The organism is Bacillus sp. F56 (assembly GCF_001748205.1).
GTDB classification, from domain to species: Bacteria; Bacillota; Bacilli; order Bacillales; family Bacillaceae; genus Bacillus; species Bacillus stercoris.
In genome coordinates, this window is sequence record NZ_BDFC01000006.1 from 184,737 (window position 1) to 197,766 (window position 13,030).

15 protein-coding genes and 1 pseudogene are annotated in these 13,030 nt (G+C 41.2%); 12 read left to right on the forward strand and 4 right to left on the reverse strand.

The features are described 5' to 3' along the window. The first annotated feature begins 219 nt into the window (after window positions 1-219). From ilvA to BFW96_RS09400, 7 genes and pseudogenes are all read left to right on the forward strand, one after another. The gene (gene ilvA, locus BFW96_RS09365) at window positions 220-1,488 is read left to right on the forward strand and encodes a threonine ammonia-lyase IlvA (RefSeq protein WP_014664327.1); all 1,269 of its coding nucleotides are present in this window, start codon (window positions 220-222) and stop codon (window positions 1,486-1,488) included. An 86-nt stretch (window positions 1,489-1,574) separates the two neighbouring features. Beyond that, window positions 1,575-1,826: a YpmP family protein gene (locus BFW96_RS09370; RefSeq protein WP_069839267.1), complete on the forward strand. Its 252-nt coding sequence runs from the start codon at window positions 1,575-1,577 to the stop codon at window positions 1,824-1,826. Window positions 1,827-1,972: 146 nt separating this feature from the next. Continuing rightward, window positions 1,973-2,554, forward strand: a complete 582-nt coding sequence (scuA, locus tag BFW96_RS09380) for a cytochrome c oxidase assembly accessory protein ScuA (RefSeq protein ID WP_069839439.1) — start codon at window positions 1,973-1,975, stop codon at window positions 2,552-2,554. 77 nt (window positions 2,555-2,631) lie between these two features. Beyond that, window positions 2,632-3,399 (forward strand): SGNH/GDSL hydrolase family protein, encoded by a 768-nt coding sequence (locus tag BFW96_RS09385; protein WP_069839268.1) that lies wholly within the window; start codon window positions 2,632-2,634, stop codon window positions 3,397-3,399. 9 nt (window positions 3,400-3,408) lie between these two features. Next, window positions 3,409-3,972, forward strand: a complete 564-nt coding sequence (locus BFW96_RS09390; RefSeq protein WP_069839269.1) for a YpmS family protein — start codon at window positions 3,409-3,411, stop codon at window positions 3,970-3,972. Between the two features lie 12 nt (window positions 3,973-3,984). After that, window positions 3,985-4,179: a protein YpmT gene (gene ypmT, locus BFW96_RS09395; RefSeq protein WP_014664322.1), complete on the forward strand. Its 195-nt coding sequence runs from the start codon at window positions 3,985-3,987 to the stop codon at window positions 4,177-4,179. Between the two features lie 71 nt (window positions 4,180-4,250). Further along, a pseudogene (locus BFW96_RS09400) lies at window positions 4,251-5,587 on the forward strand (MATE family efflux transporter). Between the two features lie 51 nt (window positions 5,588-5,638). On the opposite strand, the gene BFW96_RS09405 reads toward BFW96_RS09400, so the two are convergent. Further along, window positions 5,639-6,064 (reverse strand): MarR family transcriptional regulator, encoded by a 426-nt coding sequence (locus BFW96_RS09405; RefSeq protein ID WP_004398634.1) that lies wholly within the window; start codon window positions 6,062-6,064, stop codon window positions 5,639-5,641. 131 nt (window positions 6,065-6,195) lie between these two features. Between BFW96_RS09405 and msrA the strand changes: the two genes are divergently transcribed. Together msrA and msrB are read left to right on the forward strand one after the other, a co-directional pair. Further along, complete coding sequence (msrA, locus tag BFW96_RS09410; RefSeq protein ID WP_014664320.1) at window positions 6,196-6,729, forward strand: peptide-methionine (S)-S-oxide reductase MsrA; 534 nt, start codon at window positions 6,196-6,198, stop codon at window positions 6,727-6,729. After that, complete coding sequence (gene msrB, locus BFW96_RS09415) at window positions 6,730-7,164, forward strand: peptide-methionine (R)-S-oxide reductase MsrB (RefSeq protein ID WP_069839270.1); 435 nt, start codon at window positions 6,730-6,732, stop codon at window positions 7,162-7,164. It abuts the gene before it with no gap. Window positions 7,165-7,207: 43 nt separating this feature from the next. On the opposite strand, the gene BFW96_RS09420 is transcribed toward msrB, so the two are convergent. Next, on the reverse strand, window positions 7,208-8,233 hold the full coding sequence (locus BFW96_RS09420; RefSeq protein ID WP_014664318.1) for an SDR family NAD(P)-dependent oxidoreductase: 1,026 nt from the start codon (window positions 8,231-8,233) through the stop codon (window positions 7,208-7,210). Window positions 8,234-8,577: 344 nt separating this feature from the next. On the opposite strand from BFW96_RS09420, the gene BFW96_RS09425 reads away from it, so the two are divergent. After that, window positions 8,578-9,726: a phytase gene (locus tag BFW96_RS09425; protein WP_069839271.1), complete on the forward strand. Its 1,149-nt coding sequence runs from the start codon at window positions 8,578-8,580 to the stop codon at window positions 9,724-9,726. Between the two features lie 74 nt (window positions 9,727-9,800). On the opposite strand, the gene cgeB is transcribed toward BFW96_RS09425, so the two are convergent. Both cgeB and BFW96_RS09435 read right to left on the reverse strand, forming a co-directional pair. Beyond that, a complete protein-coding gene (gene cgeB / locus BFW96_RS09430; protein ID WP_069839272.1) occupies window positions 9,801-10,754 on the reverse strand; it encodes a spore maturation protein CgeB in 954 nt (317 codons plus the stop codon). Between the two features lie 6 nt (window positions 10,755-10,760). Next, on the reverse strand, window positions 10,761-11,156 hold the full coding sequence (locus BFW96_RS09435) for a protein CgeA (protein WP_069839273.1): 396 nt from the start codon (window positions 11,154-11,156) through the stop codon (window positions 10,761-10,763). A gap of 206 nt (window positions 11,157-11,362) precedes the next feature. On the opposite strand from BFW96_RS09435, the gene cgeC reads away from it, so the two are divergent. Both cgeC and cgeD read left to right on the forward strand, forming a co-directional pair. Beyond that, the gene (gene cgeC / locus BFW96_RS09440) at window positions 11,363-11,668 is read left to right on the forward strand and encodes a spore maturation protein CgeC (protein ID WP_069839274.1); all 306 of its coding nucleotides are present in this window, start codon (window positions 11,363-11,365) and stop codon (window positions 11,666-11,668) included. Window positions 11,669-11,731: 63 nt separating this feature from the next. Continuing rightward, window positions 11,732-13,027, forward strand: coding sequence for a spore maturation glycosyltransferase CgeD (cgeD, locus tag BFW96_RS09445; protein WP_069839275.1), 1,296 nt, complete (start codon window positions 11,732-11,734; stop codon window positions 13,025-13,027). Window positions 13,028-13,030 lie beyond the last annotated feature (3 nt).

Sequence of the window (13,030 nt, forward strand, 5' to 3'; positions counted from 1 at the left end):
TCATTATATCATGCCTTTTGGCTGAAAACACCCTTTATTTTACGATCATCTTTTTTCTTGAGTCTGCGGGATAATGGTTAAACAGAAGTTTCCACGAGATGTGGTGGACATAGTCTGTATTTTTTTAATTATTAAATAAAAATAATTGTCTTATTTTTTGAATATTCGTGTTATAATGGCATATTAAATAGGGATTTAAAACAAGAAAGGAATCTGTACATGAAACCGTTGTTGAAAGAAAACTCTCTCATCCAAGTGAAAGACATTTTGAAGGCTCATCAAAACGTAAAGGACGTTGTCATTCACACACCTTTGCAGAGGAATGACAGACTTTCTGAGAGATATGAATGCAATATCTATTTAAAACGTGAAGACTTGCAAGTTGTTAGATCTTTTAAGCTCAGAGGGGCTTATCATAAAATGAAACAGCTTTCCAGCGAGCAGACAGAAAACGGAGTGGTGTGTGCAAGCGCCGGAAATCACGCGCAAGGCGTGGCATTCTCGTGTAAACATCTTGGCATTCACGGAAAAATTTTTATGCCGTCTACTACACCGAGACAAAAAGTATCTCAAGTTGAACTATTCGGAAAAGGATTTATCGATATTATTTTGACAGGCGATACGTTTGATGACGCGTATAAAAGTGCCGTAGAGTGCTGTGAGGCGGAATCTCGGACGTTTATCCATCCGTTCGATGATCCGGATGTGATGGCCGGACAAGGGACGCTCGCAGTCGAGATTTTAAACGACATTGATGCAGAACCGCATTTTCTTTTTGCAAGTGTCGGAGGCGGCGGTCTTCTCTCAGGGGTAGGTACATATTTGAAAAATGTGTCTCCTGATACAAAGGTAATTGCTGTTGAGCCGGCGGGAGCGGCATCCTATTTTGAATCAAACAAAGCTGGGCATGTCGTCACACTTGATAAAATTGATAAGTTTGTAGATGGGGCAGCAGTTAAAAAAATTGGAGAGGAAACCTTTCGGACGCTGGAATCTGTTGTTGATGACATTCTCCTTGTCCCTGAAGGAAAAGTATGTACATCCATTCTTGAATTGTATAACGAATGTGCGATTGTTGCTGAACCAGCCGGAGCTCTTTCTGTCGCAGCGCTTGATTTGTACAAGGATGAAATTAAAGGAAAAAATGTGGTGTGTGTGGTCAGCGGGGGGAATAACGATATAGGAAGAATGCAGGAGATGAAGGAGCGTTCCTTGATTTTTGAAGGTCTTCAGCATTATTTTATCGTCAACTTTCCGCAAAGAGCGGGGGCGCTCCGCGAATTTCTTGACGAAGTCCTCGGGCCGAATGATGACATTACAAGGTTTGAATATACGAAGAAAAATAACAAAAGCAACGGGCCTGCTCTTGTCGGCATCGAGCTGCAGAACAAAGCCGATTATGGGCCGCTGATTGAACGGATGAACAAAAAACCGTTTCATTATGTAGAGGTGAATAAGGATGAGGACTTATTCCATTTGCTGATCTAATTTTTTTTCGCAACCGCGCAAAATGACAGACAGCCAGGCTGGCATCATATATAATAGAAGAAAAACAAAAAAAGAGGATTGATAGCTTGTTACTCAAAAGCCTAGAGTTCAAACGCGGTGACGGGATTCAGGTGAAAGTGACAGAAATACCTGTATTAAAGGAAGATGAGCACTATTTCTTTATGTTACATCACCATTTGCAATTCTACTTAAAAGAAGTGTTTTCATCAAACAGCAGGGCAAAAGTGTATTCTTTCCGACATTATATGAAGCGCCGGATGAAGTGGGCAGACTATCAGGCCGTTTTTCATCAAGAGATATTAAAGCACAACGCATAACATGCCGTTTTTTACCTGTATGTCCTCCTTTGTAATCGTTAATGGGAGGCATGCAGGATTTTTTTTGCTCAGTATCGAATACAAATATGGGACAGTAAGGACAGGTTTTAGAAAGCGTTTTTATGCTGGCTGAAAGGATGAATGTCATGAAGGTTATCAAAGGTTTAATGGCGGGGCTGTTTTTTCTGCTTTTGTGTGCCTGCGGAGAACAGCAGATTAAAAATCCACTCAATTACGAAGTGGAGCCTTTTACATTTCAAAACCAAGACGGCAAGAACGTTTCATTAGAGAGTTTAAAAGGAGAAGTTTGGCTGGCGGATTTTATTTTTACCAATTGTGAAACTATATGTCCGCCAATGACCGCCCATATGACCGATCTGCAAAAAAAACTGAAAGCCGAAAATATAGATGTCCGTATCATATCATTTAGTGTTGATCCAGAAAACGATAAGCCTAAACAGCTGAAGAAATTTGCCGCAAATTATCCATTATCGTTTGATAACTGGGATTTTCTCACCGGATACAGCCAGAGTGAGATTGAGGAGTTCGCACTTAAGAGCTTTAAAGCGATCGTAAAGAAACCTGAGGGACAGGACCAAGTTATTCATCAATCCTCTTTTTGGTTAGTAGGCCCGAACGGCAAGGTGCTGAAAGATTATAATGGAGTGGAAAATACACCGTACGATGAAATTATCGCCGATGTAAAATCAGCAGGCACACTCAAGTAAGCTAGGAGACTAGGCATTTTCAAATCTCCTAAAACATGATACACTTTCCACTAGTAGAATGGGAAGGAGCAACAAGATTGAAGCTGCGCATTTTTTCAATCATGGCCAGTTTGATTTTGCTTCTTACTGCTTGTACGAGCATACGTACAGCATCTGAGGGAAAACAAAAAGATCATGAAACGAAAACGAAAGATCACATTGTCATAGCGGCTGTCGGAGATTCGCTGACAGAAGGAGTCGGAGATCCCGATGGAAAGGGATATGTCGGCAAGGTGGCGGATTCTATCCGGTCAGATAGACAAGTCAAAACGGTTGACGTGAAAAATTATGCCGTAAAAGGGAACCGTTCGGATGATTTATTAGAAAAACTAAAAGATAAAAAGGTTCAAAAAGGCATAAAGGACGCAGATTATGTCTTTTTTACAATTGGCGGTAATGATTTGATGAAAGTCCTTCGCCAAAACTTCCTGCAATTAACCGTTGAACCGTTTCAGGAAGCGGAAAAACCGTACGAAAAGCGCTTTGAAAAAATCATTTCTGAAATTCGCAAGCTGAATGATCACGCTGAGCTGATTTATGTCAGCATGTACAATCCGTTTACGTTTACATTATCTGAACTAAATGAAATAAACGGTGTCGTCACGGATTGGAACCATATTGCTGAAAAAGAGCTGAAAAAGGATAAGCATGCGAAAATCATTTATATCGAAGATTTGTTCAACCAAAAAAGTGACAGCAGCCGAATTTCTGAGGAAGATGATTTTCATCCTAATGGTACGGGTTATTCTTTAATCGCAAAGCGCGTCTATCAATCCATAAAAAAAGAAGGATTACCGAAAGAGTAGGGTGACAGCATGAATAAGTGGAAACGACTGTTTTTTATATTGCTTGCAATCAATTTTATCCTCGCTGCCGGGTTTGTTACACTTATTTTGCTCCCGGGAGAACAAGGTCAGGTAAAGGATTCGTCTGAGAGCGAGTATGGATTTCAAGTGACAAGCACAAAAGAATCATTAGCTGCGTTTGTTAACTCATATTTAAACGACAAGGCATCAAATAAGCTTGATTATAAAGTAGAGATTGATGATGATGTTCATGTCGCAGGGAAAATCAAGGCATTTTCTACCTCTATTGATGCTTTTATCGCTTTTGAACCGACCGTGAAAAAAAACGGTGATGTAGAGTTGAATGTTACGAAATTTTCGTTAGGGAAATTGAGTATACCGATTAGCTTTGTGTTAAATTATATGGACAGCTTTTATGAATTGCCGTCATTTGTCCACGTTCACCCCGGAGATAAAAGCATTGAAGTGCGTTTGTCAGAAATGCCTTTAACGAATGGTATGTATGTCAAAGCGGATAAAATAAATTTAGAAAATGATGAAATTGAATTTTCCTATTACCATCCTAAACAATAGAGGTGACTGAAAATGAAACAGGTTTACCAGTATTTCAGTTTATTATCCTTTACATTTTCCCTGTACTTCGGCTGGCTGGCTTATCATCATCTGGCCGCTGAAGACATGGATCAAATGTATTTGAATGTTTCCTATTGTGCCTTGTTCCTAAGTGTGATGGTGTTTACATTCGGTATGCGAGACCGAAAAAAAACCGATAAATCATGAAAAAAGAGACATGAAACAACGTCTCTTTTTTCGTGCGGTCCGAAGAAAATTTGAGAATACAAGGAGAAAAGATGAAAGCATACGATTTTACACAGGGGAACGTGCTGAAACAGCTTGTACTGTTTTCAACGCCTATTATGCTCGGAAACGCATTGCAGGTTTCCTTTCAGTTTATAGACAGCTTGTGGATCGGCAATTTACTGGGGGCACAGGCTCTTGGGGCAGCCGCGGTATCAAGCACGATTGTTCTAACCGTGCTGTCTTTTATTTTGGGCCTTAACAATGCGACGTTAACCATTTATCTCAGCAAAAAGGAAAAGATGATGAAAAGGGAATGACGTCGTATATTAACGCTTTTGTTGTTTTATTAACAGGCCTAAGCATCGGATTCGGCGCGGCCGGTTTTTTTCTGTCAGAGCTTTTGCTGCGTCTTCTAAAAACGCCGGAGTCAATGCTGCCGCTTGCTGAGACTTATTTACAGATTCAATTTATCGGCATTTTATTTTTATTTGGTTATAACTTTATCAGTACTGTGCTTCGGGCGCTGGGCGACAGCAAGACACCGCTCCGGTTTATTGCGTTTGCTGTTGTACTGAATACAGTGCTGGCGCCGCTCTTTATTTCTGTGTTTCACATGGGAATAGCGGGTGCGACTTATTCAACGATTTTGTCGCAAGGCATTGCGTTTCTGTATGGGTTGTTTTATGTCATCAAACACAAGCTTGTGCCATTCTCAATTCCGAGAGTGCCCAAGTGGGGAGAGTCCGCGCTGATTTTGAAACTCGGAATTCCGGCCGGTCTGCAGATGATGGTGATTACAGGCGGTATGATGGCGATTATGAGTGTTGTCAACTCATACGGGGAGCACGTGGTATCAGGTTTTGGCGCGGTCCAGCGGCTCGACAGCATCATCACGCTTCCAGCAATGGCTGCCGGTACGGCCGTCAATAGTATGGCAGGGCAAAATATCGGAATCGGAAACAAGAAAAGAGTAGGAACGATTGCAAGGCTTGGTGTGCTGGCTGTTATTTCCTGTATGCTGGTGATTGCGGTTATGATTTGGGTGTTTGGTAAATACCTTATAAGGTTATTTATCAGCGAGCCTGATGCGGTCGCATTTGGTGAACAATATTTGCGGTGGATCGCGTTTTTCTACCCTTTTATTGGGATTAATTTCGTACTGAACGGAATAGTCAGAGCCGCGGGAGCGATGCTGCAGGTGCTGGTTTTAAATTTGATCTCGTTTTGGGTGCTGCGATATCCTTTCACGGTTCTTTTTTCAGCTTGGCTTGGACAAAAAGGAATCGGGCTTGGAATCGGAATGAGTTTTTTATTTAGCAGCTGCGCGGCATTTTTGTATTATAGATATGGCCGCTGGAAAACAATGAAGCTGTTCGCTGAAAAATAAGTGAAGAACTGCGAAAAGCACATACCTATATATAGCGGTATGTGCTTTTTTTTACCGTTTTTTATCAAGTTTGCTGAAGAGCTCGATTAACGTGGCAAGTTCAGCATCAGTGTAACAGTCAAAGCGTTTAAAGAAATATTCCGTTTTTTTCTCGTTAAAGTGCTGAAGGACTTTTTCGCCAGCTTCAGTGATATGAATGCGAATGATACGTCTGTCTTCCTTCGATCTGATTCTCGTAATCCATTCCTTTTCTACCAGCGCATCAGTCACTGCCGTAATGTGGCTTGCCGATACCTCTAAAATAGGCGCAAATTCAGTGACTTTTTTAGGCCCTTGTTCACTGAGGATCCGAAGAATGGTGAATTCATTCCGCGACAGCTCTTTATCTAAAATTTCATTGATTTCGTTTCGTATTTGTTTAAAGACTTTACGGAGTAAAGTTTCCATATCGTACATCATCTGTGTTCTTACTTTCAAATTTGTGAACCTCCATTACATAAGCATATTGCTTAAAACCTATAGATTTTATTGAAAAGCAGAATCATTTTCATTCTATTTTTACATGCTATAATATAATAATACCACGTATTAACAAAGGAGGCACCAGTATGTCTGAAAAAAAAGAAATCGCCACATTTGCAGGAGGCTGTTTTTGGTGTATGGTTAAACCTTTTGACGAACAGCCGGGTATTGAAAAAGTGGTGTCCGGGTATACAGGCGGCCATACTGAAAACCCTACGTATGAAGAGGTGTGCAGTGAAACGACAGGGCATCGTGAAGCTGTTCAAATCACGTTTCATCCTGATGTATTCCCTTATGAAAAACTGCTTGAATTATTTTGGCAGCAAATCGATCCGACTGATGCCGGCGGCCAGTTTGCTGATCGCGGCAGTTCCTACCGCGCAGCCATTTTTTATCATAATGATAAACAAAAGGAGCTTGCGGAAGCTTCCAAGCAACGTCTGGCGGAAAGCGGGATCTTTAAAGATCCGATTGTAACGGACATTTTAAAAGCTGAACCTTTCTATGAAGCGGAAGGCTACCATCAGCATTTTTATAAAAAGAATCCAGCACATTATCAGCGCTACCGGACAGGTTCCGGACGTGCCGGATTTATTAATGAGCATTGGGGGGATAAATAAATGGCGTACAATAAAGAAGAAAAATTGAAGTCATTAAATCGCATACAATATGAAGTAACGCAAAATAACGGCACGGAGCCGCCGTTTCAAAATGAATATTGGGATCACAAGGAAGAAGGGCTCTATGTAGACATTGTGTCAGGCAAGCCATTGTTTACATCCAAGGATAAATTTGATTCCCACTGCGGCTGGCCAAGCTTTACAAAGCCGGTTGAAGAAGAAGAAGTGGAAGAAAAACTGGACACGAGCCATGGCATGATTCGCACAGAAGTAAGAAGCCGAACTGCTGACTCTCATCTTGGCCATGTATTTAATGACGGTCCGGGACCAAACGGGCTTCGTTACTGCATAAATTCAGCAGCGCTGCGGTTTGTTCCAAAGCATAAGCTGAAAGAGGAAGGATACGAAAGTTACCTGCATCTCTTTGATAAATAAAATATTAAAAACAGGCCTGCCTAATGGATAGACAGGCTTGTTTTTATGCCTTTTTCTCTTGATGCAAGTCTTCAATAATCTGGGCAATTCTTTCTTTCGTAATGAGCGGGGCCTGATCAGATTGATACCCAGGCAGATTGACTTTGCGAAAGTCAGGATGCTTTTCAGGCTCTGGAAGGATCGCGTAAAGGTTGCCCCATTCATACAGTGATTCAATTTCATGCGGGGATGTTAATTCTTCGTGAAGCTTTTCACCTGGACGCTTGCCGACTTCTACTGCAGCCGGCCGCGGGAGCCCGTGCTGCGATGCATATTCTTCAAATCCATGAATCAGTTCTTCAAGTTTCAGTGATTCCATTTTAAAAATAAAGGTTTCTCCGCCTTTTGTAATCGCAGCTGATTGCAAAGTCAATGTAGCTGCATCGTCTATTGACATGAAAAATCTGGTCATGTTCTTGTCTGTGATAGTCAGAGGCTGACCCTCCATCATCTGTTCAAATAATATAGGGATGACCGAACCTCTGGAGCCCAGAACATTTCCAAAGCGGACCGAACAAAACACGGTTCCTTTGTTTTGAACGTGGCGGTTTGCTTGATGAAACAGCTTTTCAGATAACAGCTTGGTGGCACCCATTGTGTTCACAGGAGATACAGCTTTATCTGTACTAATATTAATGACATGCTGCACTCGGTGTAAAAGGGCAGCTTCCACCACATTTTGTCCGCCGATGAGATTGGTCTGGATCGCTTCAAATGGATGATCCTCACATGTCGGAACCTGTTTTAGCGCAGCCGCGTGAAAGACGATATCGACACCTTTCATCACCTGATTCACCCTTCTGTGATCGCGCACATCTCCGAGTACAAATAATAGCCGCTTATCCTCCGCATACTTTTGGCTCATGACATACTGTTTACTGTCGTCTTTGCTGAATACAATCACCTGTTTAGGTGTAAGCAGCAAAAGGCGTTTGACAATTTGACTCCCGATTGAACCTGTTCCGCCAGTGACTAAAACTGTTTTGTTATGAAAAAATGGTTTTAGTTCTGCTGTTTGCTGTTTAGGCATGGCTTATCCTCCAACTCTCGTTTCTCTACCATGCATCATATGTTCAACTTTATAATCGAATTAATGAAAGCAACCAATAAAACAAAATTTAGGGGAATGATCATGTCACAACGTGTTCTTTTTTAATAGAAAATGATGAAACTAAATAAACAATGTACTAAATATTCATTATGTTTTTATTTCGCACCTCAAAAACAAAGCTGACAAAGTCATCTCACGTACCTCTTTAGGGAAAGTTGTTTATGAGCCAGAAAACCCTATAAAAAAAGGTTCATTTTCCTCACGGTAAATACATGTATATATTTTACAATAGGGATGATAGTGATAAAAGAGGAGGGTACCAAATGAAATTTTCAAAAACAATGCTGCTAAGCACCGCCGCGGGTTTATTGCTTAGCCTGACAGCAAACTCGGTGTCGGCTCATGATGTGAGTGAGGAACATCATTTCAAAGTGACTGCGCAAACGGAGACAGATCCGGTCGATTCTGGCGATGACGCAGCTGATGATCCGGCTATTTGGGTACATGAGAAACATCCGGAAAAAAGCAAATTAATTACGACAAATAAGAAATCAGGGCTCGTCGTGTATGATTTAGATGGAAAGCAGCTTCATTCTTATGAATTTGGCAAGCTCAATAATGTCGATCTGCGCTATGATTTTCCATTGAAAGGTGAAAAAATTGATATTGCTGCAGCATCCAACAGGTCTGAAGGAAAAAATACAATTGAAGTATATGCAATAGACGGGGATAAAGGAAAATTGAAAAGCATTACAGATCCGAAACATCCTATTTCCACTGGTATTTCTGAGGTTTACGGATTCAGCCTGTATCACAGCCAGAAAACAGGAGCATTTTACGCATTAGTGACAGGCAAACAAGGGGAATTTGAGCAATATGAAATTGTTGATGGTGGAAAAGGTTTTGTAACAGGAAAAAAAGTGCGTGAATTTAAGTTGAATACTCAGACTGAAGGCCTTGTTGCGGATGACGAGTACGGAAATCTATACATAGCAGAGGAAGATGAGGCGATCTGGAAATTTAACGCTGAGCCAGGCGGAGGATCAAAGGGACAGGTTGTTGACCGTGCGACAGGAGAACATTTGACAGCTGATATTGAAGGACTAACAATCTATTATGCACCAAATGGCAAAGGATATCTAATGGCCTCAAGTCAAGGAAATAACAGCTATGCAATGTATGAACGGCAGGGGAAAAATCGCTATGTGGCCAACTTTGAAATTACAGATGGAGAGAAGATAGACGGTACTAGTGACACGGATGGTATTGATGTTCTCGGTTTCGGGCTTGGTCCAAAATATCCGTATGGGATTTTTGTGGCGCAGGACGGTGAAAATATCGATAATGGACAAGCAGTCAATCAAAATTTCAAAATTGTATCGTGGGAACAAATTGCACAGCATCTCGGCGGAATGCCTGATCTTCATAAACAGGTGAACCCGAGGAAGCTGAAAGACCGTTCTGACGGCTAGAAAAGAAAGAAAGCAGCTGAACAAGCTGCTTTTTTCTGTGAATGAAAAAATCGTTCATAGCAATGAACGATTTTTCAAGAAAGCGCCAGATGAATCGCCTTTAGTGTTGCAGGAAGCTCATCAAACGTAAATGCAGGTACGGTCTCATTATAATTGGCTGCTGCAGCTTTATGCCGTTCTTCAGGGTTTTTGATATAGAAAGCGGTTTTTTCCTTAAAGTCGTCCATGCCGTGATAAGAAATAAAGGATGAAAAAGGATGGGCCGCGGGTAAATCGGTTAATTGAAATGCTTCGCATGCAGCAATATCAAACGTTCGGTTATTAAAACTGGCATTTTTGATGCGCATAGTATTTTGGTTGAAAGCAAAATGATAGGGCCGATGCGCATTGATTACGATATCTGCTCCGTTATAATAATGAACGGCCCGTTCGGGTGGAACCCATGTGCTGACGACATCAATGTGCGGCTGTTTGAGCACTTTTTTAGGCAGATATTTTCTCCATTCCTTGCCGATTACCCGAACCGTGAAAGGCAGATGGACCGCTTCTTTCATAAGCTGAACCCGATTAGGGTAAGGATAGCCGATGATTAACAGATTTGAATGATAGGAATGTTCGGTGCCCATTTTTTTAAACAGCCGATGGTTAACTGGTATCGGAACATAATAGACGTTCTGGTAGCCGAGCTCTTGATAATAGAAAGCGGCATTTTGTTCAATCGTTAATATGGCGTCAGCAAGCTTAATTACCTGTAGGCTGATATCAATATAAAATGGGTCTTCGGTCAGCCAAACATACACGGGGATATCCTTACCCTTTAACCAGGTCAGCCAGTCGTGAGGAACGCGGTCTCCAACCATCATAAGTGCGAAGTCCGGCTGAAACGCTTCAATCTTCACCAAAGATTCTGCTTCAGGTTTATCTGCAATCATATACTCTGTATGAGTGTTCTGAAAACATTCTTCAGCCCAGCAATCAAAATAACTGTATATTCCTCCGTATCCCGACTGGATATACAAGACATTCATCGGATGTTATGCAAAAAACGTAACGCTTTCTACTTTGTCTACATCAATTAATGTTGTAGCTTGACCTGCCGGAGTGACGGAGCTTTCCTGTGTTACAAAGACGATACCATGAATTGAGTCGAAAGCAACGAAAACAACCGGCCCGATCATGTCTCCTGAATCGGTCACAATGCTGATTGTCGTGCCTGGCGTAACTCTGGCAAAAATCCATCTAGCCGGAAGAGAAGCATTTAAAACAGATTCAGCCGTAACCGTTTCGCTTTCATCTATTTTTTGATCGATGGCTGCCTCTAGCAAGTCTTTTAAATTATTATTCACATTGACTCCTCCTTCTGTTGAGAATAAAGGGTTTAAAAGGTTTTTAATCAAATCCTTTTTTAACTGTGCATTTTCAGAGCTCATTACACACACCTCCTATTCGATAGTGAACTCACGTTAATCATATTCTTCTGGCTGTTGTTTGGTATGAGTCGAACGCCGTACCTGATCTATTTTTCATGTATTTAAGGAAAATGCTGATTTTTTAATGGAGTGGACATAGCCCTATACCATACATCAAAGTCGCTCATATTGTGAAACAGAGTAAAGGGATAAGGGAGAGGGATTATTTGGATTTAGAGAAACAAGTGGATCGAGAAGAAAACCAAGATGAACTGCATTTTATTTTGCTTTTGCTGATTCTGCTTATTCGTCAATCATCTACTGAAGGAAATCCATCTGATCTCAGACGCCAGCTCGTTTTTGCAAAGGAGCTGGGCGTACCGATTTCAAAAGTTCATTTGATCAACGGAGATACGCTTCAGAATGTCATCGTAAAAGAAGTACTGACTGATTTGGTTATTTTTCAAAACCCGTTAAATAACACGAGATCTCATGTGTCACTCTCAAGTGTTGTAAGCTGGGGTGCTTTTTAAATGATGACAGAGGCTCTGCTTGCTGCGGAGCCGTTTTTATGTTTGACGGCGGGGGCGGTATAGATGGGAGAGAAAGTGTCTATTATTTTAACAAGTTACAACAAACCTAAATATTTGCAAAAAGCGATCGAAAGCGTGATTCAGCAAACGCATGATCTTTGGGAGCTTTTTATTATGGATGATCATTCGAATGAAGAAACAACTGCGGTGATTCACAAGTATCTCCATGACCGGCGCATTCAATATCATAACAGTTTCGTGCAACCTGCAGATCGATTAAAAACAGCCCGTTATGCCACATTAATTAACAGTGCGCTCCCATTTGCAGAAGGCGATTACATTTCCTATCTTACTGATGACACTGTTTATCATCCCGAGCGGCTGAGCCGTATGGTGCAAGAGTTTTCACATCAGCCTGAAGCGCAGGTTGTCTATTCAAAACAAAAAGTTGTACATGTAAACGAAAGGGGAGAGGAAATCTCATATTTCTACAGAAATGCCAATGCAGTGCTAGAGCAGGCGGCTTTTCATGTTGATCATTGTTCAGTAATGCATCGCCGTTCGTTACTTAATCTCATTCACCATAAATATGGAGGCTATTGGGATGATGATATGAAGCATTGGAATCATGGCGACGCAATTTTTTGGGCGAGACTCAACAACTTTACCCCATTTCTGCCGATAAATGAAGTATTAGATACAACTTATAAAACCCCAGATTCATTTCAAAATGCATATCGGTTTCTGCCCGCCGATTTGATTGACGGCTCTTTTGTGAAAGGTTCAGATCAAACTGTGTATTTTCTTGATCAGGGTGTACGGCACCCTGTCGGGGAAAAGTGGAGTTTTTGGTATCTAAATCGGACTGTCGCTGTTCCAGACCCATATTTATTCCAATATAGGATTGGGAAAATTTTAAACATTCCGAATTATATTTTAGTAAAGGAAGCTGACCATCCTGCCATATTTTATATCGAAGCCGGAAAAAAAAGGCGCATTGTGGACCAGTATGCGTTTCAATTTTATCAATTTCAAAGAAAAGACATATTGACAGTTGGAAAAGAGGAGCTGGAGGCGCTTTTGGAAGGACCGCCGATTATGTGGAAGCGATCTGAATTGATCAAAAATCCGCCTGGCCGAAGGCTGTTTTTCATCGAACGCGAGCCGTTTTTGTTTCTAAACGGCTTCTTTCACCCAATTAGTGAACAAGTAGCAAGGAAGTTTTTTTTACATCAGAAGCCAATCTCCGCTTCTTTCCGAAATATTCAGCAATTTCCAATTGGAAAGCCGTTTTATCCGGTGTACGATGAGATTATAAAGAAATTGAACATTGCAACAGAGTATAGGGATAGGTCATAAAAA

Excerpts from the sequence above, each read along its gene's own strand:
- ilvA (WP_014664327.1), top strand. The coding sequence starts at position 220 with ATGAAACCGTTGTTGAAAGAAAACTCTCTCATCCAAGTGAAAGACATT.
- scuA (WP_069839439.1), top strand. The coding sequence starts at position 1,973 with ATGAAGGTTATCAAAGGTTTAATGGCGGGGCTGTTTTTTCTGCTTTTG.
- BFW96_RS09390 (WP_069839269.1), top strand. The coding sequence starts at position 3,409 with ATGAATAAGTGGAAACGACTGTTTTTTATATTGCTTGCAATCAATTTT.
- ypmT (WP_014664322.1), top strand. The coding sequence starts at position 3,985 with ATGAAACAGGTTTACCAGTATTTCAGTTTATTATCCTTTACATTTTCC.
- msrA (WP_014664320.1), top strand. The coding sequence starts at position 6,196 with ATGTCTGAAAAAAAAGAAATCGCCACATTTGCAGGAGGCTGTTTTTGG.
- msrB (WP_069839270.1), top strand. The coding sequence starts at position 6,730 with ATGGCGTACAATAAAGAAGAAAAATTGAAGTCATTAAATCGCATACAA.
- BFW96_RS09420 (WP_014664318.1), bottom strand. The coding sequence starts at position 8,233 with ATGCCTAAACAGCAAACAGCAGAACTAAAACCATTTTTTCATAACAAA.
- BFW96_RS09425 (WP_069839271.1), top strand. The coding sequence starts at position 8,578 with ATGAAATTTTCAAAAACAATGCTGCTAAGCACCGCCGCGGGTTTATTG.
- cgeB (WP_069839272.1), bottom strand. The coding sequence starts at position 10,754 with ATGAATGTCTTGTATATCCAGTCGGGATACGGAGGAATATACAGTTAT.
- BFW96_RS09435 (WP_069839273.1), bottom strand. The coding sequence starts at position 11,156 with ATGAGCTCTGAAAATGCACAGTTAAAAAAGGATTTGATTAAAAACCTT.
- cgeD (WP_069839275.1), top strand. The coding sequence starts at position 11,732 with ATGGGAGAGAAAGTGTCTATTATTTTAACAAGTTACAACAAACCTAAA.